We start from the raw sequence: 24,148 nt of genomic DNA, 5'->3' as shown, positions 1-24,148 counted from the left end.
CCGCCCCGCCTGGTGGGCGGCAGAGGACTTGAACCTCTGACCCCTCGCTTGTAAGGCGAGTGCTCTGGCCAGCTGAGCTAGCCGCCCGTGGTGACCCCAGGGGGAATCGAACCCCCGTTTCGGCCTTGAGAGGGCCGCGTCCTAACCGCTAGACGATGGGGCCTTGGCTTGGTGGGCCGTGCAGGATTCGAACCTGCGACCTACCGATTAAAAGTCGGTTGCTCTGCCAGCTGAGCTAACGGCCCAATAGCCTTTGTGATTATAGGCCAAGGGGAAAGGGTTGTCCACCGTTTACACAGGACTTTACCCACATCTCCGTTTCGTGGTAAATCTCCCCTTGCGGGCGCAGCCCGTATCTGGTACCGGGGGTGATCCATGGACATGCTCAAGGTGGCCGAGGCCAGGCTCCAGGAGTTCACGGGCCGTTTTGCGAGCGTTTTCCCCCGATAAGCGCCTCCACCGACGGTTTGAAGAGGTGGTGCGGGGCGCCTTGGCCGCAGGCTCAGCCCGGGTGAGCGAGATGGTGGCCTCGCTCCCTTCTCCCCTCCAGAACCGCTTCCACCAGGCCAAAGCCCTTTACCGCTTCCTGTCCAACCCACGGGTGGAGGCAGAAGCCCTCCTTGACCGGGTCTATCAGGAGAGCGCGACTGCCCTGGAGGGTGAGGAGGTTCTGGTCCTCCTGGACCTGAGCCCGGTGGTCAAGCCCTATGCCCGGGCCCTGGAGGGGATAGCCCGGGTGGGGAAGGATAGGCGGCCCGGGTACGAGCTCCTCACCGCCCTGGGGTTGGACCCCGCGGGGCGGCTGGCCCTGGGGTACGCCCACCTGGTGGCCTACGGGGAGAGGGGGTTTGCCAGCCTGCCCAAGGAGGTGGAGGGAGCCATTGAGGCGGCCCGGGAGCGATTGGGGGGCGTGGGCAGGAGGCTGGTGTATGTGGCGGACCGGGGGTTTGACGACCGGAAGGTGTTTGGGCAGGTGCTGGCCCTGGGGGAGGAGTTCGTGGTGCGGGTCTACCGGGACCGGAAGCTTGGGGAGGGGGGTTCTCTGGCGAAGGTGGCTTCTTCCCTGGCCCTTCCCTGTGGGGAGGAGGTGGAGCTGAGGGTAGGGGGCAGGTACCAGCGGGTGCGGCTCCACTTCGGATGGAGGGAGGTGGAGGTGGAGGGGAGGCGGCTCCACCTGGTGGTCTGCCGGGTGCCAGCCCTGGGGCGGCGTGGGGAGTGGTGGCTACTGACCAGCTTGCCGGTGAGGGGGAGGGAGGAGGCGGCGCGGGTGGTGGAGGCGTACCGCAGGCGGTGGGAGGTGGAGCGGTTCTTCCGGCTTTTGAAGACGGGGCTGGGGCTTGAGACCTTCCAGGTGCGGGGGCTTGCCCGGATCCGGAAGGTGGTGGCGGTTTTGCTGGGGCTGGCGGTGTTCCTTTGGGAAGTTGAGCGGTTGGGGGATCCGTTCAAGGGGTTTCTTTTGCAGCTCGGGGGCAAGCTGGGGCTGCCCAGCGAGAGGGATGGTCCGTACCTGCTCCTGAGGGGCCTGGTTCGCCTGCTCAACTATGAAGTCACCCAAGAACTCTTGAAGCAGGCTAAGGGAGGGCGAGGAAGGAGTTTTGGGTAAAGCCCTGCGTGGTAAATCTCCCCTTGCGGGCGCAGCCCGTATCTGGTACCGGGGGTGATCCATGGACATGCTCAAGGTGGCCGAGGCCAGGCTCCAGGAGTTCACGGGCCGTTTTGTGAGCGTTTTCCCCCGATAAGCGCCTCCACCGACGGTTTGAAGAGGTGGTGCGGGGCGCCTTGGCCGCAGGCTCAGCCCGGGTGAGCGAGATGGTGGCCTCGCTCCCTTCTCCCCTCCAGAACCGCTTCCACCAGGCCAAAGCCCTTTACCGCTTCCTGTCCAACCCACGGGTGGAGGCAGAAGCCCTCCTTGACCGGGTCTATCAGGAGAGCGCGACTGCCCTGGAGGGTGAGGAGGTTCTGGTCCTCCTGGACCTGAGCCCGGTGGTCAAGCCCTATGCCCGGGCCCTGGAGGGGATAGCCCGGGTGGGGAAGGATAGGCGGCCCGGGTACGAGCTCCTCACCGCCCTGGGGTTGGACCCCGCGGGGCGGCTGGCCCTGGGGTACGCCCACCTGGTGGCCTACGGGGAGAGGGGGTTTGCCAGCCTGCCCAAGGAGGTGGAGGGAGCCATTGAGGCGGCCCGGGAGCGATTGGGGGGCGTGGGCAGGAGGCTGGTGTATGTGGCGGACCGGGGGTTTGACGACCGGAAGGTGTTTGGGCAGGTGCTGGCCCTGGGGGAGGAGTTCGTGGTGCGGGTCTACCGGGACCGGAAGCTTGGGGAGGGGGGTTCTCTGGCGAAGGTGGCTTCTTCCCTGGCCCTTCCCTGTGGGGAGGAGGTGGAGCTGAGGGTAGGGGGCAGGTACCAGCGGGTGCGGCTCCACTTCGGATGGAGGGAGGTGGAGGTGGAGGGGAGGCGGCTCCACCTGGTGGTCTGCCGGGTGCCAGCCCTGGGGCGGCGTGGGGAGTGGTGGCTACTGACCAGCTTGCCGGTGAGGGGGAGGGAGGAGGCGGCGCGGGTGGTGGAGGCGTACCGCAGGCGGTGGGAGGTGGAGCGGTTCTTCCGGCTTTTGAAGACGGGGCTGGGGCTTGAGACCTTCCAGGTGCGGGGGCTTGCCCGGATCCGGAAGGTGGTGGCGGTTTTGCTGGGGCTGGCGGTGTTCCTTTGGGAAGTTGAGCGGTTGGGGGATCCGTTCAAGGGGTTTCTTTTGCAGCTCGGGGGCAAGCTGGGGCTGCCCAGCGAGAGGGATGGTCCGTACCTGCTCCTGAGGGGCCTGGTTCGCCTGCTCAACTATGAAGTCACCCAAGAACTCTTGAAGCAGGCTAAGGGAGGGCGAGGAAGGAGTTTTGGGTAAAGCCCTGTTTACAGACTTGACCTATATGCGGCTCCTGGAGTAAAGAGGGGGCATGACCCTGCGCGAAGCCCTGTCCCAGATCCCCGACCCCCGGGCCCGCAACCGGCAGTACCCCCTGTGGAGCCTCCTGGCCCTCATCCTGGTGGCTTTTCTTTCCCGCGTGGACTCCCTGAGGGGCGTGGAACGCTTCGCCCGCACCAACCCCCACCTCTTGCCCCACCTGGGCCTGCGCAAGGCCCCAGGCCACACCGCCATCACCCTTCTCCTTCACCGCCTGGATCCTGAAAAGCTCCAAGCGGCCCTCCTCCAGGTCTTCCCGAAGCCGACCTTGGGGAAGTCCTGGTGGTAGACGGGAAGCACCTGCGGGGAAGCGGCAAGGGGAAAAGCGCCCAGGTCAAGCTGGTGGAGGTCCTGGCCCTGCACCTCCATACCACCCTGGCCCAGGCCCGGGCGGAGGGGAGGGAGGACCAAGCCCTTTTGGAGCTCCTGGACCGCCTGGGGGCGGAGGGGCTCAAGGGGAAGGTGGTGGTGGGGGACGCGGGGTACCTGTACCCGGAGTTAGCGGGGAAGGTGGTGCAAAAAGGGGGGCGTACCTCTTTGTCCTGAAGGCTAACCAGGGGGAACTTTTGGAGTGGGCCTTGGAGGTGTTCAAGGGCATGGAGGAGAGGCGGCTTCCTGGCGAGACCGAGGCGGTGTGGAATCTGGTGCGGGATGGGGAGGTGTGGACCTACCGGGTTTGGGCTTCCCCCTACCTGCCGGAAGAGGTGCGGGCCTTTCCCGGGTGCCGGCAGGTGGTGCGGATGGAGCGGGAGGTGAGGCACAAGGGGACGGGGGAGGTGCGGCGGACGGTGAGCTACGCCCTCACCAGCTTGGGGCCGGAGGTGGCGGAGGCGAGGCGGCTTGGGGAGCTTCTCCTTTACCGGTGGGAGGTAGAGAACCGGTCCTTTTGGGTACGGGACGTTCTCCTCCACGAGGATGCCTGCCAGGTGCGGGGGTGGGGGCACAGGTCTTGGCGGCCCTCCGGGCCTTTCTGGTCTCCATGCTTCACCGCCAAGGGGTCAGGGAGAAGAAGGCGGCCTTGGAGGCCTTCTCCTTCAACCCCCTCTCCGCCCTGCGCTTCCTGGGGCTCTATGCGGTATAGCGGTCAAGTCTGCACCGTTTAGCCGGCCCGGCCTTTCAGGCGCTCCATGAAGCGCAGGCCGAACCCCTCCTCCACCGCCCGCCGCCGGAGGGTCTCCTGGGAGAAGGGCCGGGGGTGGACCGCCTCGAGGGCCACCTTAGGCAAGGGCGCTTTCCCTAAGAAGGCGAAGAAGTCCCCGTCGGCCCAGGGAGGGACCCAAGCCCCACTCCGGCAGAGGAAAACCCGGTGAAAGACCCCTTCCACCCGCCCCCCGGGGTCCAGCGCCCGCGCCACCGGGACCTGGGGCTCGGGCTCCAAGGAGGGGTCCCGCCAGGGAGGGTAATAGACCCGAAGCCTCGCCCCCAGGCGGTGGTAGAAGACCATCCAGTCGTCGCAGGCGGGCTCCTCCCCCAAGGGGCGGTAGCCCGCATCGTGGTGGGCGTCAAAGAGGACCACCTCCCTCACACCTTCCCGTACCTCGGGGTGGAAGGCCAGGGCGTTGCTTTCGGCGTAGTAGAGCACCGCCCCAGGGGCGAAGGCGAAGCGCCCCCAGAAGCCCTCCCACCCCCGGGCCCCGGGCAGGGGAAGCCCCCGGAGGAGGAAGGCCAAGGCCCGCTCCTCCCAGGCCTCCTCCAAGTAATAGGGGGTTTCAAAGTGGGCCCAGGCGAAGAGGGGGGCCAGGGGGTCCTTGGCGTCTTGGGGCACGGGGAAGAAGTAGTCAAAGTCCACCACCAAAAGCCGCATCCCCTTCTATCCATAGCAAAGGCCCCCGCCCCAGGGCGGGGGCCCAGCACCCGATGCCTCACCAGATGTAGAAGAGGACCACGATGACCAGCCAGACGGCGTCCACCAGGTGCCAGTACATGCTGGCGGCCTCGAGGGTGCCGTGGTTATGGAGGGTGATCTTGCCCCTAAGGGCCTGGAGGTAAGCGAGGATCAGGCCAAAGCCCCCGATCACCACGTGCAGGCCGTGGAGGCCCACGATGGTGAAGAAGGCCGCCGTCCAGAGGTTCTCCTGCCAGCTGGAGTGGCTGTGGAACTGGTAGAACTCCCAGGCCTGGAAGAGGAAGAAGAGAACCCCCAGCAGGATGGTGAAGAGAAGCCCGAAGCGGAAGGGGTTGAACCGGCCCCGCCTGAGGTCGTGGTGGGCGAAGTGCACGGTGAAGGAGGAGCTCACCAGGAAGAAGGTGTTGAGGAGGGCAAGCCAAAGGGCAGGCCTTTCCTCAGGGGGCACCGCCGCCCCGGAAAGCCTGAGGTAGAGGTAGCCGGCGATGAGGATGGCGAAGAGGCCCACCTCCGAAACCATGAACCAGGCCATCCCCATCCAGGCGTTGGACTTGCCCGTGAGGGTGTGGTGCTCCACCGGGTGGCTGTACTCGTCCTCGAGGGCCCAGCGGATAAGGCCGTAGGCGAAAAGGGCCAGGAAGACCCACATCCAGACGTTGGGCACGGGCAGGGCCGCCACCGCCACGAAGAAGGCGAAGAGGGTGGCGGCGGCGTAGAAGGGCCAGAAGGAGCTGTTGGGCAGGTGGATGTGGCTCGGGTCCTCGGGCTCGAGCTTGACCCCCTTCTTGGCCCAGTCGTAAAGGGGACGCTCGGAGGGGAACTCCGTGGGGAGCTTCACGTCAAAGTTGTGGGCCTTGGGCGGGGAAGCGGTGAGCCACTCGAGGGTGTAGCCACCCCAGGGGTTCTCGGGGGCCTTGGGACCGGAGCGGAGGCTTTTCAGCATGTTGTAAACCCAAACGATCCCGCCCAGGCCCAGGATGAAGGCCCCGACGGTGGAAATGAAGTTGAGCTCGGGCCAGCCGGCGATGTCGGCGTTGTAGGTGTAGTAGCGCCGGGGCATGCCCAGGTAGCCCAGGGCGTACTGGGGAAGGAAGGTGACCAGGTAGCCCACGAGGAAGAGCCAGAAGTGGAGCTTGCCGAGCCGCTCGTCGTACATGCGGCCCGTCATCTTAGGCCACCAGTAGTAAAGCCCGGCAAAGGCCCCGAAGGCGCTCCCCGCCATGAGGACGTTGTGGAAGTGGGCCACCACGAAGTAGGAGTCGTGGAACTGGTAGTCCAATGGGGTCATGGAGAGCATGACCCCGGTAATCCCCCAAGGAGGAAGTTGAAGATGAAGCCCAGGACCCAATAGAGGGGGGTGTGCATCTGGAGCTTGCCGCCCCAAAGGGTGCCGATGAGGTTAAAGAGCTTCACCCCCGTGGGCACGGCGATGAGGGCGGTGAAGAAGGCGAAGGCGATCTGGAAGAGGGTGGACTCGCCCACGGTGAACATGTGGTGGGCCCAGACCATGGTGCCCAGGACCACGATCCCCATCTGGGCCCAGACCATCTGCTTGTAGCCGAAAAGGGGCTTGCGGGCGAAGGTGGAGGCCACCTCGGCGAGGATGCCCAGGTAGGGCAGGAGCATCACGTAGACCGTGGGGTGGGAGTAGAACCAGAAGAACTGCTGGAAGAGGACGGGGTCGCCCCCGATGTCGGGGTTGAACCAGGTGAGGCCGATCTTGCGGTCCAGGAGGACCAGCAGGGTGGCCGCAGTAAGCCCCGCCAGGCTGAAAAGGTTGAGCACGCTGGCAGCGAAGACGCTCCACACGTACATGGGCATCTTCCACATGCTCATCCCCTGGGCCCTGAGGTTGTAGATGGTGGCGATGAAGTTGGCGTTGCCGAGCAGGCTGGAGAAGCCCAGGAGGAGGATGGCCGCCAGGTAGAAGTCCACCCCGCTCCCCGACTGCACGGAGAAGGGGTAGTAGAAGGTCCAGCCTACGCTAGGGGCCCCGCCCGGGAAGAAGTAGCTCATGAGGGCGAGGATCATGGCCCCCAGGAAGGCCCAGTAGCTAAAGGCGTTCACCCGGGGTAGGGCCACGTCCCGCGCCCCCAGCATCAGGGGCACCACGAAGTTGCCGAAGCCGGTGAGCCCGGCCTGGATGATGAAGAAGAAGAGCATGGTGGCCCCGTGCAGGGTGAGGATCTGGTTGTACTGCTCGCCGGTGAGGAGGGTGTTGTTGGGCACCGCCAGCTGCGCCCGGATGAGGAGGGAGAAAACCCCCGCCAGGGCGAAGGCGAAGAAGGCGGTGGCCGTGTACATGAGGCCGATCTTCTTGTGGTCCACGGTGGTGAGCAGGTCCCAGAGGACCGCCCACAGTCCGGCTTTGGGTTTTGCAGTGATGGCCATCCCTAACCTCCTAGAACTTGGGCAAGGCCTTGAAGTCAAACCCTTCCACCTTTAGGCCCTCCAGGTAGCGGACCAAGGCCTCCAGGTCCTCCTCGGAAAGCTGAGGGAAGCCAGGCATCTGCACCCCGGGCTTCATCCCCGCGGGGTCCCGGATCCAGGCCTTGAGGTTTTCCGGGGTGTTCTCCACGATGCCCGCCCCCAGGCTCGTGCGGTTGCCCAAAAGCCCAAGATCGGGCCCGATGACCCCAGGGGGCATGCTCCGGGCCACGCCGTGGCAGGCAGCGCAGTTCTGCTGGAAGACCTGCTGGCCTCTTTCGTCGGCCACGGGGGCCGGGGAGGCCTTGGCCTGCTCCACGAAGCGGTCAAACTCCTCTTTGGGAAGGACCACCACGCGGAAGAGCATCCGGGCGTGGCTTGCCCCGCAGAGCTCGGCGCAGAAGCCGTAGTAGAGGCCAGGCTCCTTGGCTTCAAAGGAGATCCGGGTCGTTTGTCCCGGTATGGCGTCCCGCTTGCCGGCGAGCCCCGGCACCCAGAAGGAGTGGATCACGTCCTTGGAGGTGATCTCCAGCTCCACGGGGACCCCGGCGGGAAGGACGAGCTCGTTGGAGTTCCTTAGGCCAAGCTCAGGGTAGTGGAAGTCCCACCAGAACTGGTAGCCCGTGACCTCCACCTTCAGGGCCCCGGGGATGGGGCGGTTCACCTGGATGAGGGCCTTGGCCGTGAGGCCGAAGAGGACGAAGACGATGGCCAAGGGGATGAGGGTCCAGACCACCTCGAGGCGGTCGTTCCCGTGGATCTGAGGGGGTTCCCCCGTATCGCCGGGCCTCGCCCTAAACTTCCAGGTGACGTAGGCCAAGGCCCCCGCCACCACGGCGAAGATGACCACGGAGAAGAAGTAGACCCAGGGCCAGAGGAAGGCCACCTCCTGGTTGTAGGAGCCTCCTGGGTGGGTGATGGCCACCCGGTGGGCTTCCTGGGCCAGGGCCATGCCGACCAAACCAAACACCGCTAAGGCTCTCCGCATTCCTCCCTCCCTAAAGCACCCGGTCCACCGCCATGGCCACGAAGAGCAGGGCCAGGTAGAGCATGGAGTATTTATACAGCGAAACCGCCGTCCTCCGCTCGGGCCGGCGGTAGAGGGCCAGGCTCTTGAGGATCAGCAACCCATTTAGGAGAAGGCTTGAGGTCAGGTAGAAAAAGCCGAGTTCCCCCATGGCCAGGGGCATCACCGAGATGAGGGCGGTGAGGAGGGCGTAGAGGGCGATCTGGATCACCGTGGCCCGCTCCCCCAGGACCACGGGGAGCATGGGCACCCCCACCGCCCGGTAGTCGTCCTGGATCATAAGGGCCAACGCCCAGAAGTGCACCGGCGTCCAGAAGAAGATGAGGGCGAAGAGGTACCAGGCGAAGAGGCTGAGCTCCCCGGTGACCGCGGCCCAGCCCACGAGGGGCGGGAAGGCCCCGGCCGCCCCCCCGATCACGATGTTCTGCCAGGTGCGCCGCTTGAGGTAGAGGGTGTAGACCAAAACGTACCAGATGAGGCCCATGAGGGCGAGGGTGGCGGCGAGGAGGTTCGCCCCCCACCAGAGGACGGCGAACCCCAATACGGCGAGGGCGAAGGCGAAGAGGAGGGCGTCGCGGCTGGATATCCTTTGGGTGACCGTGGGCCGCTTGGCGGTGCGGCGCATGCGGGCGTCAATGTCCCGGTCCACCACCATGTTGATGGCGTTGGCTGCCCCGGCCATCATGTAGCCTCCCAAGGCCACCGCCAGGAAAAGCCCGGTCCCCGGCCACCCCTTGGCGGCGATGAGCATGGCGAGAAGGGTGGTGAGGAGGAGGAGGCTGATGACCCTGGGCTTGGTGAGGGCCAAATAGTCCTTCCAGGTGGCCCCGCCCGTGCCCCGGTGGACCTGGCTGGCCTCCCCTTCCCCCAGCTCCACCCGCCTGGCCCCCCAGGCCAAGGCCGCCGCCCCCAGGAGAAGGAAGGCCAGCCAGACGGCGTAGGCCAGGAAGAGGTGGAGGAGCTGCATCCAGACCGGAGCCTTGAGCCAGACGTTCACCAGGCCCGCCAGGAGCTGCGCCCCGTAGAGGTAGGCCAGGGCTTGGGCCAGGCTCCGGGTGTGGGCCGAGGGACGGAGGTGGGCCACCAAAAACCCGGCGAAGACCACGTAAAGCCCCACGCTCACGGCGATGAGGGGGTGAAGGACCCTAAGGCGCACCAGGAAGTGCTCCCCCGGGGTCAGGGAGCGCTCCAGGGCCTCGAGGCTATTCCGCACGGGGAAAAGCAGGTCCCCCAAGGCGGTCACCGCCCCGCTCATGCTCAGGAAGAGGAGGGCCAAAAGGCCAAGAAGCAGGGCGGGCCCCACAGCCCCCTGTCCCCGAAGGCGCAAAGGGCCTCCCCCGGAGGCCCACCAGGCGGTGAGGGCCAAGGCGGCGAGGAGGAAGTAGGTGTTGGCCAGGTGGACCATCTGGACCACGGCCCTTTCCGGGCTCACGTTATCGGCCACCCAGCCGAAGAGGACCAAGGAGGCCCCCACCAGGCTCTCCGTGATCATGAAGAAGAGGGATAGCCCCGCCCCAAGCCGGGCCGGGTGCCCCTTGGGAAAGGCGCGCCAAACCCAGAGAAAGAGGAAAAGAACGGAGAGGAAAGCCAGGCCCGAGGTGGCCCGGTGGGTGAACTCAATGAGGGTCTCCACCTGGGGCGCGCGGGGGATGATCTCCCCGTTGCAGGTGGGCCAGTGGGCCCCGCACCCTGCCCCCGAGCCCGTGGCCCGCACGTAGGCCCCGAAAAGGGCCACGAGGATGTTCCAGAAGAGGACGCCCCAGGTGTAGCCGGCGAGTCTGGACCAAGCAGGGGTCTTCATCCCTACGCTCCCGTCAGCGGCTCCCATTCTGCCACAGGGACTCTCCGCGTGGGTGGGTACATTTGTCCCTTACCCCCGCTGTACCCCACCCAGGGTAATACCCACCATCCCTATAGCACAAGCCCCCCGGGGCTGGTGTAAGAATGGGCCATGCGCGAGGCCTTCCTCAAGGTCTGGGAAAACCCGTACGTGCGGGTGGCCGCCTACCTCCTCTTTTTCTACGGCCTTTTCCTTTTGGTGGCGCGGGCCTGGCCCGCCCTTTCCGTCCTCCTCACCGCCTTCGCCTTCGCCTACCTCGTCCATCCCCTGGTCCAGGCCCTGGAAAGGCGCCGCCTGCCGCGGGCGGTCGGGGTGGTCCTCGTCTACCTGCTCCTCGGGCTTTTCCTCGCCCTGGCCTCCTTCCTCGCTGCCCAAACGGTGGTGGAGCTTTCCCATCTCGCCCGCGAACTCCCCCGCCTCCTGGACCTCCTCCTGGCCTGGCTCGTGGCCCTACCCGACCGGGCCCAGGCCATGCCCATCCCCGAAAGCCTGAGGCCCGTCCTGGAGGAGCTCACCCGGAACCTCCAGGGCCTTCTCCAGGGCTTTTTGGAAGCCCTCGTCCGCTGGCTCCAGGGGCTTCTGGCCCAGGGGGGAAGCCTCCTCGGGTTTTTCACCTCCCTCCTCGGCGGGGTCTTCCAGCTCTTCACCGCCTTGATCCTCTCCGTCTACTTCCTTTACGACCTTCCCCGCCTAGGCCGGGCGGCCCTCGCCGTCTTTCCCGAACCCTACCAGCCCCTGGTCCAGGACCTCGCCGCCAAGCTCAACGCCAGCGTGGGCGGCTACGTGCGGGGACAGCTTCTGGTGGCCCTTTGCGTGGGGTTTCTCGTGGGGCTCGGCTTCTGGCTCGTGGGGGTGCCCTTGGCGGCGAGCCTAGGATTTTTGGCCGGGGTCTTCAACCTCATCCCCTTCGTGGGGGTGGTGGTCTCGGGGGTGCCGGCCCTGCTCCTCGCCGCCACCGGGGGGCTAGGGAAGGCGGCCCTCGCCCTTTTGGTCATGGTGGCGGCGAACCAGCTGGAGGCCCACGTCCTCGGGCCCCTCATCGTGGGACGGGCCACCCGGCTCCATCCCGTCACGGCCATCGCCGCCATCCTTACGGGGGGCACCCTCTTCGGCCTCTGGGGGGCCCTCCTCGCCGTTCCCGCGGCCGCCTTCCTCAAGGTCCTTCTGGAGGACTACTACAAGGGAAGCCGCTTCTACCGCGAGGGCTAGGGGAGCCGCTCTTCCTCTTCCAGGAGGGCCGGGGGTTCCAGCCGCGGGGGCAGAAGGAGGTTGAGGACCACCCCCACCAGGGCGGCCAGGGCCATACCGCTCACCTTGAGGGGGACCGCCGCCCCGGCCACCTGGACCGTTCCCAGGTTGGCCACGGCCCCGCCTAGGCCCAGGACAAGGATGGCGGAGACCACGATGAGGTTGCGGCTTTGGGTGAAGTCAATCTCCGCCTCCGCCAGGGTGCGGATGCCGATGGAGGCGATCATCCCGAAGAGGAGCATGGAGATGCCCCCCAGAACCCCCTGGGGCAGGGTCTGGAGGAGGGCGGAGAGCTTGGGGATGAAGGCGAGAAGGATGGCGAAGCCCGCGGCGATGCGGAGGACCAAGGGGTCGTACACCCGGGTCACTGCCAGGACCCCGGTGTTTTCGGAGTAGGTGGTGTTGGCGGGGCCGCCTAAAAGCCCGGCGAGGCTCGTGGCGAGCCCGTCCCCGAGGAGGGTGCGGTGGAGGCCGGGCTTGACGAAGAAGTCCTTCCCCACCACCCGGCCGTTGGTGAGGATGTCCCCGATGTGCTCCATCACCGTGACGAAGGCCACGGGGGCGATGAGGAGCACCGCTCCCCACTCAAAGGCGGCCGGGGTGAAGGGGGGCAGGCCGAACCAGGCCGCCTCCCCCAGGGGCCTCAGGTCCACCCGCCCCAGGGCCAAGGCCACCAGGTACCCCACGCCCACCCCCACCAGCACTGGGACCATCTGGAAAAGCCCCCGGAAGAAGACCGCGCTCACCACCGCCCCCGCGAAGGTGACCACCGCCAGGAGCCAGTCCTTGCTCGCCATCTCCACCGCTACCGGGGCCAGGGTGAGGCCGATGACCACGATCACCGGCCCGGTGACCACGGGGGGAAGACCTGGCGCACCCTTTCGGAGCCGATGAGGAGGACGAGGAGGGCGAAGAGGACGTAGACGAGCCCCGCGGCCACGATCCCGCCCCCGATGGCGCTCAAAGAAAAGCCCGCCTCCTTGGCCGCCAGGATGGGGGCGATGAAGGCGAAGCTGGAGCCCAGGAAGACGGGGACCATCCGCCCCGTGACCAGGTGGAAGAGAAGCGTGCCCACCCCGGCGGTGAAGAGGGCCACCGCTGGGTTGAGGCCGGTGAGGAGGGGGACGAGCACCGTGGCCCCGAACATGGCCACCGTGTGCTGGAGGCCCAGGATAAGATGCCTTGGCGTCATACCGGGGAGATTTTATCCCCTCTTCGGTCCACCAGGCGCCTTTTGCCGGGGCCCCCATGCCGGCGCAGGCCGGCATGGGGTGGTGTTACCAGTGGCCCCCGGCGGCCAGGGCCTCGCGGAACCAGGGGGGCACCTCCCGGCCGAAGCGCCTCCCGGCGAACTCCCGGGCGAAGTCCCCGTAACGCCCCTCGCGGATGGCCTGCCGGGCGGCCTCGGTGAGGCGGTGGAGGTGGCGCAGGTTGTGGAGGGAGAGGAGGATCCCCCGAGCATCTCCCCGGCGCGCACCAGGTGGGCGAGGTAGGCGCGGCCAAAGGTCTGGCAGGTGTAGCAGTCGCACCCCTCCTCCAGGGGGCGCCTGTCCTCGAGGAAGCGGGCGTTTTTCAGGTTGAGCCGCCCCTCTGGCACCAAGGCGCTCCCGAAGCGGCCCGTGCGGGTGGGGTAGACGCAGTCAAAGAGGTCCACCCCAAGCCCCATGGCCGCCACCAGGTCCTCGGGGTGGCCGACCCCCATGAGGTAGCGGGGGCGGTCCTCGGGGAGGAGGCGGGTGGAGAGCTCCACCATGGCCAACATGGCCTCCTTGGGCTCCCCCACAGCCAGGCCCCCGATGGCGTAGCCCGGGAAGTCAAACCGGATCGTCTCCAGGGTGGAGCGGCGCCTGAGCTCTGGGTCCGTCCCCCCCTGGGCGATGCCGAAGAGGGCCTGGTCGGGCCGGGTCTTGGCCTTGAGGCTCCGCTCCAGCCAGCGGAGGGTGCGCTCCAGGGAGGCCTCGAGGTACTCCCGGGGGAGGGGTAGGGGGGGCACTCGTCAAAGGCCATGATGAGGTCGGCCCCCAAAGCCTCCTGCACCGCGATGCTCCTTTCGGGGGTGAGCTTGATGAGGCGCCCGTCCAGGTGGCTTTGGAAGACCACCCCCTCCTCGTCAATGCGGCGCATGTGCCCGAGGCTCATCACTTGGAAGCCCCCGGAGTCCGTAAGCCAGGGGCCTTTCCACCCGGCGAAGCCGTGAAGCCCCCCGAGGGACCTCACCCTTTCGGGGCCCGGGCGGAGGAGGAGGTGGTAGGTGTTGGCGAGGAGGACCTGGCTTCCGATGGCCTCGAGGTCCTTGGGCATGAGGCCCTTCACCGAGCCCGCCGTGCCCACGGGCATGAAAAGGGGCGTCTCCACCGCCCCGTGGGGGGTGAAAAGGCGGCCCACCCGAGCCCTGCCCGCGCGGGCTTCCACCTGGAAGGAAAAGGGTTCCATCAGGCCTTGGGGGCGAAGCGCGCCTTGACGTAGTCCTCCACGAGCCTAAGGAACGCCTCGGCGATTCCCTCCCCCTTGAGGATGGTGAGGAGCTTGCCGTCGGCGTAGACCGGGGCCTTGGGCTCCTCCCCCGCCCCCGGGAGGGAGATGCCGATGTGGGCGTGCTTGCTCTCCCCAGGGCCGTTCACCACGCACCCCATTACCGCTACCTTGAGCCCCTCCACCCCGGGGTAGCGGGCCCGCCACTCGGGAAGCCTTTCCTTGAGGCGGCGGGAGACCTCCTCGGCGAGCTCCTGGAAGAAGGTGCTGGTGGTGCGGCCGCACCCAGGGCAGCTTGTCACCTCGGGGGCGAAGGCGCGAAGCCCCAGGGCCTGGAGGATCTCCTGGGCCACCTCCACCTCCTTGGTGCGGGGCTCGCCCGGGGCCGGGGTAAGGGAGACCCGGATGGTGTCCCCGATGCCCTCCAGGAGGAGGGGGGCTAAGGCGGCGGCCGAGGTCACGATCCCCTTCACCCCCATCCCCGCCTCGGTGAGGCCCAGGTGGAGGGGGGCTTGGGTGCGGCGGGCGAGCTCCCGGTAGACCCACACCAGGTCGCGCGCCTTGGAGACCTTGGCGGAGAGGACGAGCTTGTCCTCCCCGAGGCCCATCTCCAAGGCGGCTTCATAAGCGCGCACGGCGCTTTCCACCAGGGCCTCGAGGACCACCTCGTGGGCGCTTTTGGGCTCAGGGCGCCTGGCGTTTCGGTCCATGAGCTCGGTGAGGAGGGCGGGGTCTAAGCTTCCCCAGTTGGCCCCGATCCTTACGGGCTTCCCCAGGTCCATGGCGATGCGGATCATCTCGGCGAAGTGCTCGTCCTTGTGCCGCCCCCGCCCCAGGGTGCCCGGGTTGATGCGGAACTTGTCCAGGGCCTCGGCCATCTTGGGGTACTTGCGCAGGAGGAGGTGGCCGTTGAAGTGGAAGTCGCCCACCAGGGGCACCTCCGCCCCCTCGGCGAGGAGCCTCCGCTTGATCTCGGGCACGGCCTTCGCCGCCTCCTCGTCGTTCACCGTGAGGCGGACGATCTCGCTTCCCGCCCGGTAGAGGGCCAGGATTTGCGCCGTGGTGGCCTCCACATCCTGGGTGGGGGTGTTGGTCATGGACTGCACGGCCACGGGGTGGGCGCCCCCTATGGGGACGCGGCCCACATAGACCGTGGGGGTAGGTCGCCTCATCCCCTCCATGCTAGCCGAGGCCCGGTGGGAAAAAGGGGGGTGGCCTACCCTTCCAGCTCCATCCCCATGATGTGGTAGCCCGCGTCCACGTAGACCACCTCCCCGGTGATGCCGCTCGCCAGGGGGGAGAGGAGGAAGAGGCCGAGGTTGCCCACCTCCTCCTGGGTGATGTTCCGCCTGAGGGGGGCGGTCTGGGCCACCCGGTCGTACATCTTGGTGAAGCCGGGGATGCTCCTCGCCGCCACGGTGCGCACGGGCCCCGCGGAGATGGCGTTCACCCTAACCCCCTTGGGCCCGAGCTCATAGGCCAGGTAGCGGACGCTGGCCTCGAGGGCCGCCTTGGCGATGGCCATGACGTTGTACTTGGGCACCACCTTCTCGCTGGCGTAGTAGGTGAGGGTGACGATCCCCCGCCTCCCCTGAGGAGGGGCTCCGCCCTTTGGGCCACGGCCACCAGGGAGTAGGCGGAGACCTCGAGGGCCAATAACCAGTCCTGGCGCCTGGTGTCCAGGTACCGCCCCTCCATGGCCTCCCGGGGGGCGAAGGCGATGGCGTGGACCAGGTAGTCCAGCTCCCCCCAGGCCTCCTGGATCCCGGCGAAAAGCCGGTCCAGCTCCTCATCCTGGGTGACGTCCGCCTGGAAGGTGAGGGCCTTAAGGGGGGCGGCCAGCCGCTCCACCTCCTCCCGTAGCCTTTCCCCCTGGTAGCTGAAGGCCAGCTCGGCTCCCGCCTGGTGGAGCTTCTCGGCGATGGCGTAGCCCAGGCTCCGCTGGTTGGTAACCCCCATCACGAGGGCCTTCTTGCCCGAAAGGTCCAGGGTGAGCATGGGGGGATTATACCCGGTGGGTATACTGGGGCATGGTCCAGTTGGAAGCCTATGGGTCCTGGGAGGAGGCCCTGGCCCGCTTGGGGGAAAGCCGTAAGGCCCTCTTGGCCCTACTCCAGGGGGCGGACCCCACCTGGCTCACCACCCCCTTGCGGGAAGGGGCCTGGACCCCCCTGATGGTGGCCGAGCACATCGCCCTGGTGGAGGCCTCCACCGCCCGGGTGTTGAGGCGGCTCCGCCGCATGAGGGCGGGGGAGGCCCTGCCCCCGGTGCAGGCGGTGCCCGGGGAGTACAAGGACGGGAAGCCCCAGGCCCCCGAGGGGGTGCGCCCCCAGGGGGGGATGGGCCTGGAGGAGGTGCTGGCCCTCCTGGCCCGGGCGCGGGCCGCCCTCCTGGAGGAGGCGGCCCAGGCCGACCCTCACCACCCCGCCACCTTTCCCCACCCCTTTTTCGGCGAGCTCAACGCCCTGGGCTGGGTGAGGGCCGCGGCCTATCACGAGGCCCACCACCTTAAGGCCCTTCAGGAGGCCTTCTCCCGGTAGCGGGCGTACCAGGCGTTGAGGGTGGCGGGGGATACCCCCCGGATCACCTCAGTCTTGCCGTCCCACTCTAGGACCACGCCGGCGGTGGGGCTTCCCGCCAGGGCGGTGATCTTCTTCAGGGCCTCCTCGTCTTCCCGGGCGTTCATGAAGGCAAAGGGGACGCCCTTTTGCGCCAGGAACATCTTCACGATCTCGCAGGGGCCGCAACCGGGGATGCCGTAGACCCGCACCATACCCCTAAGGGTATAAGGCGGCCCGCCAGGGTTCAAGACAAACGGTAACGGCGGTTCACGCGGGGGTAACGCTCCCCTTTACGTCCTCCCCCTCTACGGCCCCGCCCGCCTTCTCCACCGGGGGCGGCCGGTGCGGGTGCCCCTCCGGGCTTTGGGGCTCCTCTACTACCTGGCCCTCGAGGGCCCCACCCCGAGGGGCCTCCTCGCCGATCTCCTCTACGGCCACGCCCAGGCCCGGCAGAACTTGCGGGTGGAGCTCCACCGCCTGGCCCGGGCCCTGGGGCGCCCCGCCTTCCCCACCGGGTCCTGGCCCAGATCCGGCTCCGGACGCGGTGGCTTTCCCAGGAGGGCCGGCTGGCCCTGGAGCGGGCCTCCGTCCACGGAGGGGCCTTCACCGAGGCGGTCCTGGAGGCCTTGGGCCTGAAGCCCCACCTGGAGGAGCTGGAGCGCAAGGGGTGGCTGGTCTACGGGGACGGCTGGCGCTTCGTCCGGGAGGCGGAGCGGCGCCTCCTTAGGGCCGCGCTTCCCCCGGGGCAGCGGGCGGCCCTGGAGGCCCGGGTGGTGGAGGCCCTGGGTGGGGCGCCTCCCCCGGCCCGGCCTTCCCTGGCGCCTCCTGGGGCGCTCGGGGAGGAGGCGCTCCTCCTTCCCGGGGAAGCCTTCGGCCTGGAGGAGGAGGCAGGGGAGTACCGGGCGGCCCTCCTGGAGCCCAGTGCGGAGGCCCGGCTGGAGCTCTTCCTGGAGGAGGCGGGGGTCCTCGGCCTGGAGGGGCGGGCCATGGGTTTGGGAGACCCCCCCTGGCCCGTCCTTACCCTGGAACAAGAGGAGGTGGGGGTCTTGGACCTGGCCCCCGTGTTCCGCTACGCCCTTTTGGTGAAGGAAGGCCCCCTTACCCTCGGGCTTCGCGGCCCTGTGGTCGCGGCCTTTACCCTCGCCTTCCACCGGCTAGCGGCGGAAGAGGTTGAGGAGGAGGGTGAGGAGGAGGGAGAGGAGGAGGGCGGAGGTGATGGGGATGTACACCCTTAGGCCCTCCCGCTCAATGCGGATGTCCCCGGGCAGGTGGCCGAACCAGGCGAAGAGCTTGGGGAAATAGAGGAGGAGGAGCCCGAGGAGGAGAAGGAAGGCTCCGGCGTAGACCAGGACCTTACCCGCTTCCATCCTTCACCTCCAGGTAGGCGGTGAGGGCCGCGCCCAGAAGCCCGGCCTCGGCCCCCAGGCGGGCCCTCCGCAAGGGGGGGGCCTCCCAGCCCTGGAGGTAGTGGCGGTAGGCCGCAAGGAGGGCCTCCCAGTACCCCTCGGGGGCGTTCAGGGCCACCCCGCCCCCCAGGACCACCACCCCGGGGTCAAAGGCCTTCACCAGGCTGGCGAGGCCGATGCCCACGTACCGGGCGGCCTGGAGGACGAGGCGCTCCGCCTTGGGGTCCTTCTCGCGGAAGAGGCGGAAAAGCTCCCGCGTGTCCACGGGGCGCTGGAAGGCGTAGGTGGCGTCCCGCTCCAGGGCGCGGCCCGCGGCCAGGGCCTCGAGGCAGCCCTCCAGTCCGCAGCCGCAGGCGGGCCCCCCGGGGAGGAGGGTCAGGTGGCCGAGCTCCCCGCCCTGCCCCCGCTCCCCCCGGAGCACCCTTCCCCCCAGGACCACCCCGCCCCCGATCCCCGTGGAGACGGTGAGGTAGAGGGAGCTCTCCTCTCCCTGGGCCGCCCCCAGGTGGTGCTCGGCCAAAGCGGCGGCGTTGGCGTCGTTTTCCAGGAAGACGGGCCTCCCCGTGGCCTCCTCCAGGATCCGGCGGATGGGGAAGTCCTGGACCCCCGGGATGTTGGGGGCGAAGCGGATCACCCCGCGGCGGAAGTCCAGGGGGCCGGGCGTCCCCAGGCCGATGGCCTCCCCCCGGACCCCCGCCTCCCTCTCCGCCCGCTCCGCGGCCTCGGCCAGGGCCTCGGCCACCCGCTCCCCGCCCTCCTTGGGCGTGGGGACGACCACCTTGGAGAGGAGCCTCTTTCCGTCAAAGACGCCGGCGGCGATCTTGGTGCCGCCCAGGTCCAAGCCCACCACCTTCACGGCACGTCCTCCCGCAAAAGGGCCTCGGCCTCGCCCAGGACCTCCTCGGGCACGTAGAGGGCCACGTCCCCCATATAGGTGCCCGTGGCCGCCTCGGGCAGGCCGGAGAAGGGGGTCTCCAGGTAGACGGGGAGGCCCCGGGCCTCGAGGCGGGCCTTCATCCCCTCGGCCACGGGCCTCGGGGCCACGAGAAGCCTGCGGTAGGGTTTCCCTGCGATCAAGCGGCGTTCCATAGCGCCTCCACCAGCCGCACGTAGGCCTGGGCCGCCTCCTCCACGGCCCGCAAGGGGACGTGCTCCATGGGGGTGTGGGCCAAGGCGGGGTCCCCCGGGCCCAGGCCCAGGACGGGGGCCTTGGCCCCGAGGTAGGGGGCGTCGGTGGTGAAGGGCCAAAGCCCCGCCTCCTCCTGCCCCAGGGCCTGGAGGGCCCGGCGGAGCAGGGGGTGGTCCTCCGGGAGGCGGTAGGGGGGCCAGAGGGCGGGGAGGGTCATCCGCACCTCCCCGGAGGCCCGCTCCTCCTCGGGCAGGTAGACCGAGGCCGGGCCCAGGGTGCGCAAGGCGGCGAGGAGTCCGTCCAGGTCGGCCTCGGGCTCGTAGCGCACGTCCAGGTAGAGCCGCACCACCCCGGGGGTCTGGTTCCGGGCCCCGGGGTAGGTGTCCACCCGGGTGGGGGTGAGCTTGATCCCTTTAGGCAGGGGAAGCTCCTGGAGGGCGAGGAGGTAAGCCCCCAGGTCAAAAAGGGGGTTTTCCGGCCCAGCGAGGGCGGCGTGGATCTCCCTGCCCTCAAAATCGGCCCACACCTCTGCCCGCCCGCGGTGCCCCCGCATGAGCCGTCCCAAGGAGGGCTCCCCCAGGACGAAGGCCAGGGGGGAAAGCCTTTCCGCGGCGAAGCGGCTCCCGAGGCCCCCCACCTCCTCCTGGACCACGGCGAGGAAGCGGACCCGCCCTTTTAAGGCCCCCCGCGCCAGGGTCTCCAGGGCGAGGAGCATGGCCACCAGGCTTCCCTTCATGTCCACGGCCCCCCGGCCCCAAAGGGCCCCCTCGGCCACGGCCCCCTGGGGGTAGGGCCAGCGGGCGGGGTCGCCCACGGGCACCACGTCCATGTGCCCGGTGAGGACCACCTCGGGCTCCTTCTCGCCGAGGAGGGCTTCCACGTTGCCCGCCTCGTCCAGGGTGGCCTCGAGGCCCATCCCCTTCAGGGCCTCGAGGAGGAGCCCCGCCGCCTCCCCTTCCTCTCCGGGGAGGCTTTCCGCCTGGACGAGGCGGGAGAGGAGCCTGACCCAGTCCACGCCCCTATCCTACACCCCGGGCGAGCCTCGCCTGGTAGAGGGCGATCCCCAGGGCCACGGAGGCGTTCAGGGACTCCGCCTCCTCCCGGATGGGGATGCGGAAGAGCTCGTCGCAGGTCTCCCGCACGAGCCGGCGCATCCCCTCCCCCTCGGAGCCCACCACCAGAACCAGGGGCCGGGCGTAGTCCAGCTCCCAGGGGGCCTTCTCCCCGCGGACGTCCAGGCCGTAGACCCAAAGCCCCTCCTCCTTGAGGGCCTTCAGCGTCCGGGGGAGGTTTTTCACCTTGACCACGGGGAGCTTCAGGGCGGCCCCCGCGCTCGCCTTCAGGGCGAGGGGGGAGAGGGGGGCGGCACGCCTTTCCTCGGAAAGAACCCCGTGGGCCCCGAGGGCGAGGGCGCTGCGGATCATGGCCCCGTAGTTCCTGGGGTCGGTGACGCCGTCCAAGGCCACGAGGAGGGGAGGTTCCTTCCGGGAGGCGGCGAGGCGGAGGGCGTCCTCCAGGCTGGCGTAGGGGGGGTCCTCCACCTCGGCGGCGATCCCCTGGTGGTGGGTGGTGCGGAGGAGGGTGTCCAGCTCAATGCGGGGGACCAGGGTGTACGGGGCCCCGAGCCTTTCCAGCTCCTTCAGGAGCCAGCCCTCCACCCCTCTCGCCACGAGGACGCGCCGGGCCCGGCCTGCCCGCAGGGCCTCGAGGACCGGGTTTCGCCCGTAGATCCACATCCTCCCAGTCTACCTACTGGTGCCGCCCGCGCCCTGCCCGTATGATGGAGCCATGTACCAGAAGATCCTAATGCCCACCGACGGGAGCCCGTGCAGCCTCCAGGCCCTGGAGCACGGCCTGGACCTGGCCAAGACCCTGGGGGCCAAGGTCCACTTCCTCTACGTCCTGGAAAACCCGGCCCAGGCCATCTGGATCGCCCCGGAGAGCGTGCCCTACGGGATGGAGCTCTTGGAGGACCTCAGGAAGGCGGGGGAGGAGGCGATCAAGAAGGCCTTGGACCTCGCCCGCGCCAAGGGGGTGGAGGCCACGGGGGAGGTGAAGGAGGGGGTGCCCATCCCCACCATCGTGGAGGCGGCCAAGGAGTACGACCTCCTCGTCATGGGGACCCACGGGCGGACGGGCCTGGACAGGCTCCTTTTGGGCTCGGTGACCGAGGGGGTCCTCCACCGGACCTCCGTCCCGGTGCTGGTGGTCCGCTGCCGCTAGATGCGCCTGCTCGCCGTTTTCGTCTCCTCCAGCCTCTCCCCGGAAGACCCCCTTTACGCCCGGTGGGTGCGCTACGGGGAGGTCCTGGCCGAGGAGGGGTTTGGCCTCGCCTGCGGGGGGTACCAGGGGGGGATGGAGGCCCTGGCCAGGGGGGTGAAGGCCAAGGGCGGCCTCGTGGTGGGGGTCACGGCCCCGGCCCTCTTTCCCGAGCGGAGGGGCCCCAACCCCTTCGTGGACCTGGAGCTCCCCGCCGCCACCCTTCCCCAGCGCATCGGCCGCCTCCTGGACCTCGGGGCGGGGTACCTGGCCTTGCCCGGGGGGGTGGGGACCCTGGCGGAGCTCGTCCTCGCCTGGAACCTCCTCTACCTGAGGCGGGGTGTGGGACGCCCCCTGGCCGTGGACCCCTACTGGCTCGGCCTCCTCAAGGCCCACGGGGAGATCGCCCCGGAGGACGTGGGCCTTCTTCGCGTGGTGGCGGACGAGGAGGACCTGAGGCGGTTTCTGAGGAGCCTATGAGCGAGACCCTCTTGGTCTACGTGCCGGACCTGGGGCAGGGGGTGAGCTTCTACCAGGCCCTGGGGCTCGCCCTGGAGGAGCTCCTCCCCGAGCGGGAGGCCCTTCTTTCCCCCCTCGAGGGCCCCCTGCTCCTCCTGCGCCCGGGGGAAGGGGGCGTGGCGCGGGGCCCCCAGCGCCCGAGGCCCGAGGGGCAGGGCTTCGCCCGGCTTAGGGTGGAGGAGGGAAGGCTTGTCTTCCTCGTGGACAACCTGGCCCACGAGAAGCTCCGCCTCGCCAAGTACGGCCTCGGCTTCCGGGAGGCGGGGGACCACCTCCTCCTCTTTGACCCCGGGGGGAACCCCGTCCTGGTGCGGGAGGAGGCGTGAAGCTTCTCCTTCTGGACCTGGACGACACCCTCCTTCAGGACCTGCCGGTAAGCCGCGCGGTCCTGGAGGACCTGGGGCGTAAGGCGGGGGTGGAGGGCTTCTTCGCCCGGGTCAAGGCGCGGGCCGAGGCCCTCTTCCGTGAGGCCCCCTTCTACCCTTGGGCCGAGGCCATCGGCCACTCGGCCCTGGAGGCCCTCTGGGCCCGGTACAGCACCCCGGGCCTCGAGGCCCTGGCCGCCTGGGCCGGGCCTTTCCGGGAGCGGGTCTTCCGGGAGGCCTTGGAGGAGGCGGGGGGGGCCCCCGAACGGGCGCGGGAGCTCGCCGAGGCCTTCTTCCGGGAGAGGCGCCGCTACCCCCTGTACCCGGAGGCGGAGGCCTTCCTGGCGGAGGCCCGGCGCCGCGGGCTCGCCCTGGTCCTCCTCACCAACGGGGTGCCCGACCTCCAGCGGGAAAAGCTCGTCGGGGCGGGGCTTGCCCACCACTTCTCCCTGGTCCTCATCTCCGGGGAGGTGGGGATCGGCAAGCCCGACCCCAGGCTCTTCCGCATGGCCCTCTGCGCCTTTGGGGTGGCCCCGGAGGAGGCGGCCATGGTGGGGGACAACCCCCAGAAGGACGTCCGGGGGGCCCGCCTGGCGGGGGTGCGGGCCGTATGGGTGGACCGGGGCCTGCGGCCGGAGGACCCGGAGGCCTCCCCCGACCTCCGGGTGGGAGACCTGAGGGAGGTCTTCCTAGCGGAGGCGCTTTAGGGCCTCCTTGATGAGGTCCTGGGCCCGGGCCTTGGGGTTTTGGGCCAGGAGGTCCAGGACCACCGCCCGCGCCTGGGCCTCCTTGAACCCCAAGGCGGCGAGGGCCATCACCGCCTCCTCCGCGGCCTCGCTCTCCACCTTCTCCCCGGCGAGGAGGTGGGGGGGCACCTTCCCCTTGAGCTCCAGGGCGATCCTTTCGGCGAGCCTTCTCCCCACCCCGCTCGCCGAGGTGAGGAGCCTCGCGTCCCCCTCCAGGAGGGCCCGGGCGAGGAGCCTAGGGGGCAGGGCCGAGAGGAGGGCGAGGGCCACCTTGGGCCCCACGCCGCTCACCGAGAGGAGGAGTTCAAAGAGGGCGAGGTTCTCCTCGTCGGGGAAGCCGTAGAGGGACAGCCCCTCCTCCTTGAGGAGGAGGTGGGTGTGGACCCCCACCTCCTTCCCCTCCTCCAGGGCCTGGAGGAAGGGCGTGGGGGCCTGGAGGAAGAACCCCACCCCCCCGGCGAGAAGGACGAAGCCGCCCGCCTCCTTCTTGAGGACCAGGCCCCGGAGGTAGCGGATCATCGGCCCTGGAAGCGGGGCGGCCGCTTCTCCCTAAAGGCCCGGACCCCCTCCTCGTGGTCCTGGGTCTGGCCGGCCTGGCCCTGGAGGACGGCCTCGAGGGCCAAAGCCTCGGTGAGGGAGAGGCGGTAGGTCTCCAGGAGGAGCTTCTTGGTGAGGGCGTAGGCCCGGGTGGGGCCCTGGGCGAGCTCTTTGGCCAAGGAGAGGGCCTCCTCCATGAGCTTTTCCGCGGGCACCACCCGGTGCACGAGCCCCAGGGCCAGGGCCTCCTCGGCGGAGAGCCTCGGGGAGAGGAGGAGGAGCTCCTGGGCCTTGGCCAGGCCCACGAGCCGGGGGAGGAGGAAGCTCAGCCCCGAGTCCGGCACCAGGCCGATCCTGACGAAGGCGGTGGTGAAGCTCGCCCCCACGGCGGCGAGGCGGAGATCCCCCCATAGGGCGAGGCTCATCCCCGCCCCGGCCGCCACCCCGTTCACCGCCACCACGAGGGGCTTCTCCAGGCCGCTCAAGGCCTCCACCACCCGGTTGTAGCGGCGCAGGTGGGCCTCGTAGTCGGGCTTCCGGTCGCCGAACTCCGTGAGGTCCTGCCCGGCGGAGAAGGCCCGGCCCGCCCCTGTGAGGAGGAGGGCGCGCACCTCCCGGTCCTCCTCCCCCTCCTTGAGGGCGGCGTAAAGGGCGTCTAGGAGCTCCCCGGTGATGGCGTTGAGCTTCTCGGGCCGGTTCAGGGTGAGGACCAAAACCCCGTCTTGGCGTTCCTTCAGGATCATGCCCCCATTGTACGGGGCGTGGCGCACTACACCGCTTTTTGGTGTAGCTTAGGTAGGGGGTGACCCCCGGA

Annotated in this window: 22 protein-coding genes, 3 tRNA genes and 5 pseudogenes; 11 read left to right on the top strand and 19 right to left on the bottom strand. The window is 69.0% G+C overall.

The features are described from left to right. Nucleotides 1–10: 10 nt before the first annotated feature. The 3 genes from AV541_RS00550 to AV541_RS00540 form a co-directional block, all read right to left on the bottom strand. Nucleotides 11–87 (bottom strand) — tRNA-Val (locus AV541_RS00550). A gap of 1 nt (nucleotide 88) precedes the next feature. Next, nucleotides 89–163 (bottom strand) — tRNA-Glu (locus AV541_RS00545). 6 nt (nucleotides 164–169) lie between these two features. After that, nucleotides 170–245: transfer RNA gene (locus tag AV541_RS00540), tRNA-Lys, on the bottom strand. A gap of 233 nt (nucleotides 246–478) precedes the next feature. Here AV541_RS00540 and AV541_RS00535 point away from each other — a divergent pair. From AV541_RS00535 to AV541_RS13275, 3 genes and pseudogenes are all read left to right on the top strand, one after another. Then, nucleotides 479–1,603 (top strand): transposase, encoded by a 1,125-nt coding sequence (locus tag AV541_RS00535; protein ID WP_008630830.1) that lies wholly within the window; start codon nucleotides 479–481, stop codon nucleotides 1,601–1,603. 164 nt (nucleotides 1,604–1,767) lie between these two features. Beyond that, entirely contained in the window at nucleotides 1,768–2,892 is a 1,125-nt protein-coding gene (locus AV541_RS00530) for a transposase (RefSeq protein ID WP_008630830.1), read from the top strand. 52 nt (nucleotides 2,893–2,944) lie between these two features. Then, nucleotides 2,945–4,033 (top strand): annotated as a pseudogene (locus AV541_RS13275) (ISAs1 family transposase). An 18-nt stretch (nucleotides 4,034–4,051) separates the two neighbouring features. On the opposite strand, the gene AV541_RS00515 reads toward AV541_RS13275, so the two are convergent. The 4 genes and pseudogenes from AV541_RS00515 to AV541_RS00500 all read right to left on the bottom strand — a co-directional run bounded on the left by AV541_RS00515 (nucleotide 4,052) and on the right by AV541_RS00500 (nucleotide 10,053). Then, nucleotides 4,052–4,756: a hypothetical protein gene (locus AV541_RS00515; RefSeq protein ID WP_060384007.1), complete on the bottom strand. Its 705-nt coding sequence runs from the start codon at nucleotides 4,754–4,756 to the stop codon at nucleotides 4,052–4,054. 58 nt (nucleotides 4,757–4,814) lie between these two features. Next, nucleotides 4,815–7,189, bottom strand: a pseudogene (gene ctaD, locus AV541_RS00510) (cytochrome c oxidase subunit I). 10 nt (nucleotides 7,190–7,199) lie between these two features. Further along, nucleotides 7,200–8,213 (bottom strand): cytochrome c oxidase subunit II, encoded by a 1,014-nt coding sequence (coxB, locus tag AV541_RS00505; protein WP_060384006.1) that lies wholly within the window; start codon nucleotides 8,211–8,213, stop codon nucleotides 7,200–7,202. A 10-nt stretch (nucleotides 8,214–8,223) separates the two neighbouring features. Further along, nucleotides 8,224–10,053 carry a heme o synthase gene (locus AV541_RS00500; protein WP_060384005.1) on the bottom strand — a complete coding sequence of 610 codons (1,830 nt, stop codon included), beginning with the start codon at nucleotides 10,051–10,053 and terminating at the stop codon, nucleotides 8,224–8,226. A 150-nt stretch (nucleotides 10,054–10,203) separates the two neighbouring features. Between AV541_RS00500 and AV541_RS00495 the strand changes: the two genes are divergently transcribed. Next, the gene (locus tag AV541_RS00495; protein WP_060384004.1) at nucleotides 10,204–11,301 is read left to right on the top strand and encodes an AI-2E family transporter; all 1,098 of its coding nucleotides are present in this window, start codon (nucleotides 10,204–10,206) and stop codon (nucleotides 11,299–11,301) included. Here the strand turns inward: AV541_RS00495 and AV541_RS00490 are convergent. The 4 genes and pseudogenes from AV541_RS00490 to AV541_RS00475 form a co-directional block, all read right to left on the bottom strand. Continuing rightward, a pseudogene (locus AV541_RS00490) lies at nucleotides 11,298–12,532 on the bottom strand (uracil-xanthine permease family protein). The gene AV541_RS00495 and the pseudogene AV541_RS00490 sit on opposite strands and share 4 nt — an antisense overlap. A gap of 85 nt (nucleotides 12,533–12,617) precedes the next feature. Further along, nucleotides 12,618–13,773, bottom strand: a pseudogene (tgt, locus tag AV541_RS00485) (tRNA guanosine(34) transglycosylase Tgt). Beyond that, nucleotides 13,773–14,993 (bottom strand): flavodoxin-dependent (E)-4-hydroxy-3-methylbut-2-enyl-diphosphate synthase, encoded by a 1,221-nt coding sequence (ispG, locus tag AV541_RS00480; protein ID WP_060384003.1) that lies wholly within the window; start codon nucleotides 14,991–14,993, stop codon nucleotides 13,773–13,775. The pseudogene tgt and the gene ispG overlap by 1 nt, the downstream one beginning before the upstream one ends. Before the next feature lie 35 nt (nucleotides 14,994–15,028). Then, nucleotides 15,029–15,810, bottom strand: a pseudogene (locus tag AV541_RS00475) (enoyl-ACP reductase FabI). A gap of 32 nt (nucleotides 15,811–15,842) precedes the next feature. On the opposite strand from AV541_RS00475, the gene AV541_RS00470 reads away from it, so the two are divergent. After that, a complete protein-coding gene (locus tag AV541_RS00470; RefSeq protein ID WP_008632585.1) occupies nucleotides 15,843–16,352 on the top strand; it encodes a DinB family protein in 510 nt (169 codons plus the stop codon). Here the strand turns inward: AV541_RS00470 and AV541_RS00465 are convergent. Then, the gene (locus AV541_RS00465; RefSeq protein WP_008632584.1) at nucleotides 16,331–16,585 is read right to left on the bottom strand and encodes a glutaredoxin family protein; all 255 of its coding nucleotides are present in this window, start codon (nucleotides 16,583–16,585) and stop codon (nucleotides 16,331–16,333) included. The two genes, AV541_RS00470 and AV541_RS00465, sit on opposite strands and share 22 nt — an antisense overlap. Before the next feature lie 130 nt (nucleotides 16,586–16,715). On the opposite strand from AV541_RS00465, the gene AV541_RS12940 reads away from it, so the two are divergent. Then, on the top strand, nucleotides 16,716–17,009 hold the full coding sequence (locus tag AV541_RS12940) for a hypothetical protein (protein ID WP_276325497.1): 294 nt from the start codon (nucleotides 16,716–16,718) through the stop codon (nucleotides 17,007–17,009). Next, on the top strand, nucleotides 17,000–17,608 hold the full coding sequence (locus AV541_RS11790) for a hypothetical protein (RefSeq protein ID WP_244880678.1): 609 nt from the start codon (nucleotides 17,000–17,002) through the stop codon (nucleotides 17,606–17,608). The genes AV541_RS12940 and AV541_RS11790 overlap by 10 nt, the downstream gene beginning before the upstream one ends. Here the strand turns inward: AV541_RS11790 and AV541_RS00455 are convergent. The 5 genes from AV541_RS00455 to rlmB are packed head-to-tail and all read right to left on the bottom strand — an operon-like array spanning nucleotide 17,528 to nucleotide 20,644. Then, complete coding sequence (locus AV541_RS00455) at nucleotides 17,528–17,740, bottom strand: DUF2905 domain-containing protein (RefSeq protein ID WP_008632579.1); 213 nt, start codon at nucleotides 17,738–17,740, stop codon at nucleotides 17,528–17,530. The genes AV541_RS11790 and AV541_RS00455 overlap by 81 nt on opposite strands. Beyond that, on the bottom strand, nucleotides 17,727–18,635 hold the full coding sequence (locus tag AV541_RS00450; RefSeq protein ID WP_060384002.1) for a glucokinase: 909 nt from the start codon (nucleotides 18,633–18,635) through the stop codon (nucleotides 17,727–17,729). Before AV541_RS00450 ends, AV541_RS00455 begins: the two co-directional genes overlap by 14 nt. Then, nucleotides 18,632–18,868: a hypothetical protein gene (locus AV541_RS00445; RefSeq protein ID WP_060384001.1), complete on the bottom strand. Its 237-nt coding sequence runs from the start codon at nucleotides 18,866–18,868 to the stop codon at nucleotides 18,632–18,634. Before AV541_RS00445 ends, AV541_RS00450 begins: the two co-directional genes overlap by 4 nt. Further along, complete coding sequence (locus tag AV541_RS00440) at nucleotides 18,853–19,923, bottom strand: M20 family metallopeptidase (protein ID WP_060384000.1); 1,071 nt, start codon at nucleotides 19,921–19,923, stop codon at nucleotides 18,853–18,855. The genes AV541_RS00445 and AV541_RS00440 overlap by 16 nt, the downstream gene beginning before the upstream one ends. A gap of 4 nt (nucleotides 19,924–19,927) precedes the next feature. Beyond that, on the bottom strand, nucleotides 19,928–20,644 hold the full coding sequence (gene rlmB / locus AV541_RS00435; protein WP_060383999.1) for a 23S rRNA (guanosine(2251)-2'-O)-methyltransferase RlmB: 717 nt from the start codon (nucleotides 20,642–20,644) through the stop codon (nucleotides 19,928–19,930). Nucleotides 20,645–20,696: 52 nt separating this feature from the next. Between rlmB and AV541_RS00430 the strand changes: the two genes are divergently transcribed. From AV541_RS00430 to AV541_RS00415, 4 genes are read left to right on the top strand one after another with little or no spacing between them, the layout of a single operon-like run. Further along, nucleotides 20,697–21,131, top strand: a complete 435-nt coding sequence (locus AV541_RS00430; protein WP_008632570.1) for a universal stress protein — start codon at nucleotides 20,697–20,699, stop codon at nucleotides 21,129–21,131. Continuing rightward, complete coding sequence (locus AV541_RS00425; RefSeq protein WP_060383998.1) at nucleotides 21,132–21,647, top strand: LOG family protein; 516 nt, start codon at nucleotides 21,132–21,134, stop codon at nucleotides 21,645–21,647. Next, nucleotides 21,644–22,012: a hypothetical protein gene (locus tag AV541_RS00420; protein WP_008632565.1), complete on the top strand. Its 369-nt coding sequence runs from the start codon at nucleotides 21,644–21,646 to the stop codon at nucleotides 22,010–22,012. Before AV541_RS00425 ends, AV541_RS00420 begins: the two co-directional genes overlap by 4 nt. Further along, nucleotides 22,009–22,758, top strand: a complete 750-nt coding sequence (locus AV541_RS00415; RefSeq protein ID WP_060383997.1) for an HAD family hydrolase — start codon at nucleotides 22,009–22,011, stop codon at nucleotides 22,756–22,758. The genes AV541_RS00420 and AV541_RS00415 overlap by 4 nt, the downstream gene beginning before the upstream one ends. On the opposite strand, the gene ruvA is transcribed toward AV541_RS00415, so the two are convergent. Both ruvA and AV541_RS00405 read right to left on the bottom strand, forming a co-directional pair. Next, nucleotides 22,741–23,316, bottom strand: coding sequence for a Holliday junction branch migration protein RuvA (gene ruvA, locus AV541_RS00410; RefSeq protein ID WP_011174059.1), 576 nt, complete (start codon nucleotides 23,314–23,316; stop codon nucleotides 22,741–22,743). The two genes, AV541_RS00415 and ruvA, sit on opposite strands and share 18 nt — an antisense overlap. Further along, the gene (locus AV541_RS00405) at nucleotides 23,313–24,077 is read right to left on the bottom strand and encodes an enoyl-CoA hydratase/isomerase family protein (RefSeq protein ID WP_011174060.1); all 765 of its coding nucleotides are present in this window, start codon (nucleotides 24,075–24,077) and stop codon (nucleotides 23,313–23,315) included. Before AV541_RS00405 ends, ruvA begins: the two co-directional genes overlap by 4 nt. Nucleotides 24,078–24,148: the final 71 nt, after the last annotated feature.

This window comes from Thermus parvatiensis (assembly GCF_001535545.1).
Classification (GTDB): domain Bacteria; phylum Deinococcota; class Deinococci; order Deinococcales; family Thermaceae; genus Thermus; species Thermus parvatiensis.
The sequence above is the reverse complement of the archived record's forward strand: the minus strand, read 5'-3'. Positions and strand labels throughout refer to the sequence as shown.

Excerpts from the sequence above, each read along its gene's own strand:
- AV541_RS00405 (WP_011174060.1), bottom strand. The coding sequence starts at position 24,077 with ATGATCCTGAAGGAACGCCAAGACGGGGTTTTGGTCCTCACCCTGAAC.
- AV541_RS00470 (WP_008632585.1), top strand. The coding sequence starts at position 15,843 with ATGGTCCAGTTGGAAGCCTATGGGTCCTGGGAGGAGGCCCTGGCCCGC.
- ispG (WP_060384003.1), bottom strand. The coding sequence starts at position 14,993 with ATGGAGGGGATGAGGCGACCTACCCCCACGGTCTATGTGGGCCGCGTC.
- AV541_RS00465 (WP_008632584.1), bottom strand. The coding sequence starts at position 16,585 with ATGGTGCGGGTCTACGGCATCCCCGGTTGCGGCCCCTGCGAGATCGTG.
- AV541_RS00495 (WP_060384004.1), top strand. The coding sequence starts at position 10,204 with ATGCGCGAGGCCTTCCTCAAGGTCTGGGAAAACCCGTACGTGCGGGTG.
- coxB (WP_060384006.1), bottom strand. The coding sequence starts at position 8,213 with ATGCGGAGAGCCTTAGCGGTGTTTGGTTTGGTCGGCATGGCCCTGGCC.
- AV541_RS00425 (WP_060383998.1), top strand. The coding sequence starts at position 21,132 with ATGCGCCTGCTCGCCGTTTTCGTCTCCTCCAGCCTCTCCCCGGAAGAC.
- AV541_RS00430 (WP_008632570.1), top strand. The coding sequence starts at position 20,697 with ATGTACCAGAAGATCCTAATGCCCACCGACGGGAGCCCGTGCAGCCTC.
- AV541_RS00420 (WP_008632565.1), top strand. The coding sequence starts at position 21,644 with ATGAGCGAGACCCTCTTGGTCTACGTGCCGGACCTGGGGCAGGGGGTG.
- AV541_RS00445 (WP_060384001.1), bottom strand. The coding sequence starts at position 18,868 with ATGGAACGCCGCTTGATCGCAGGGAAACCCTACCGCAGGCTTCTCGTG.
- rlmB (WP_060383999.1), bottom strand. The coding sequence starts at position 20,644 with ATGTGGATCTACGGGCGAAACCCGGTCCTCGAGGCCCTGCGGGCAGGC.
- AV541_RS00515 (WP_060384007.1), bottom strand. The coding sequence starts at position 4,756 with ATGCGGCTTTTGGTGGTGGACTTTGACTACTTCTTCCCCGTGCCCCAA.
- AV541_RS00500 (WP_060384005.1), bottom strand. The coding sequence starts at position 10,053 with ATGAAGACCCCTGCTTGGTCCAGACTCGCCGGCTACACCTGGGGCGTC.
- AV541_RS00455 (WP_008632579.1), bottom strand. The coding sequence starts at position 17,740 with ATGGAAGCGGGTAAGGTCCTGGTCTACGCCGGAGCCTTCCTTCTCCTC.
- ruvA (WP_011174059.1), bottom strand. The coding sequence starts at position 23,316 with ATGATCCGCTACCTCCGGGGCCTGGTCCTCAAGAAGGAGGCGGGCGGC.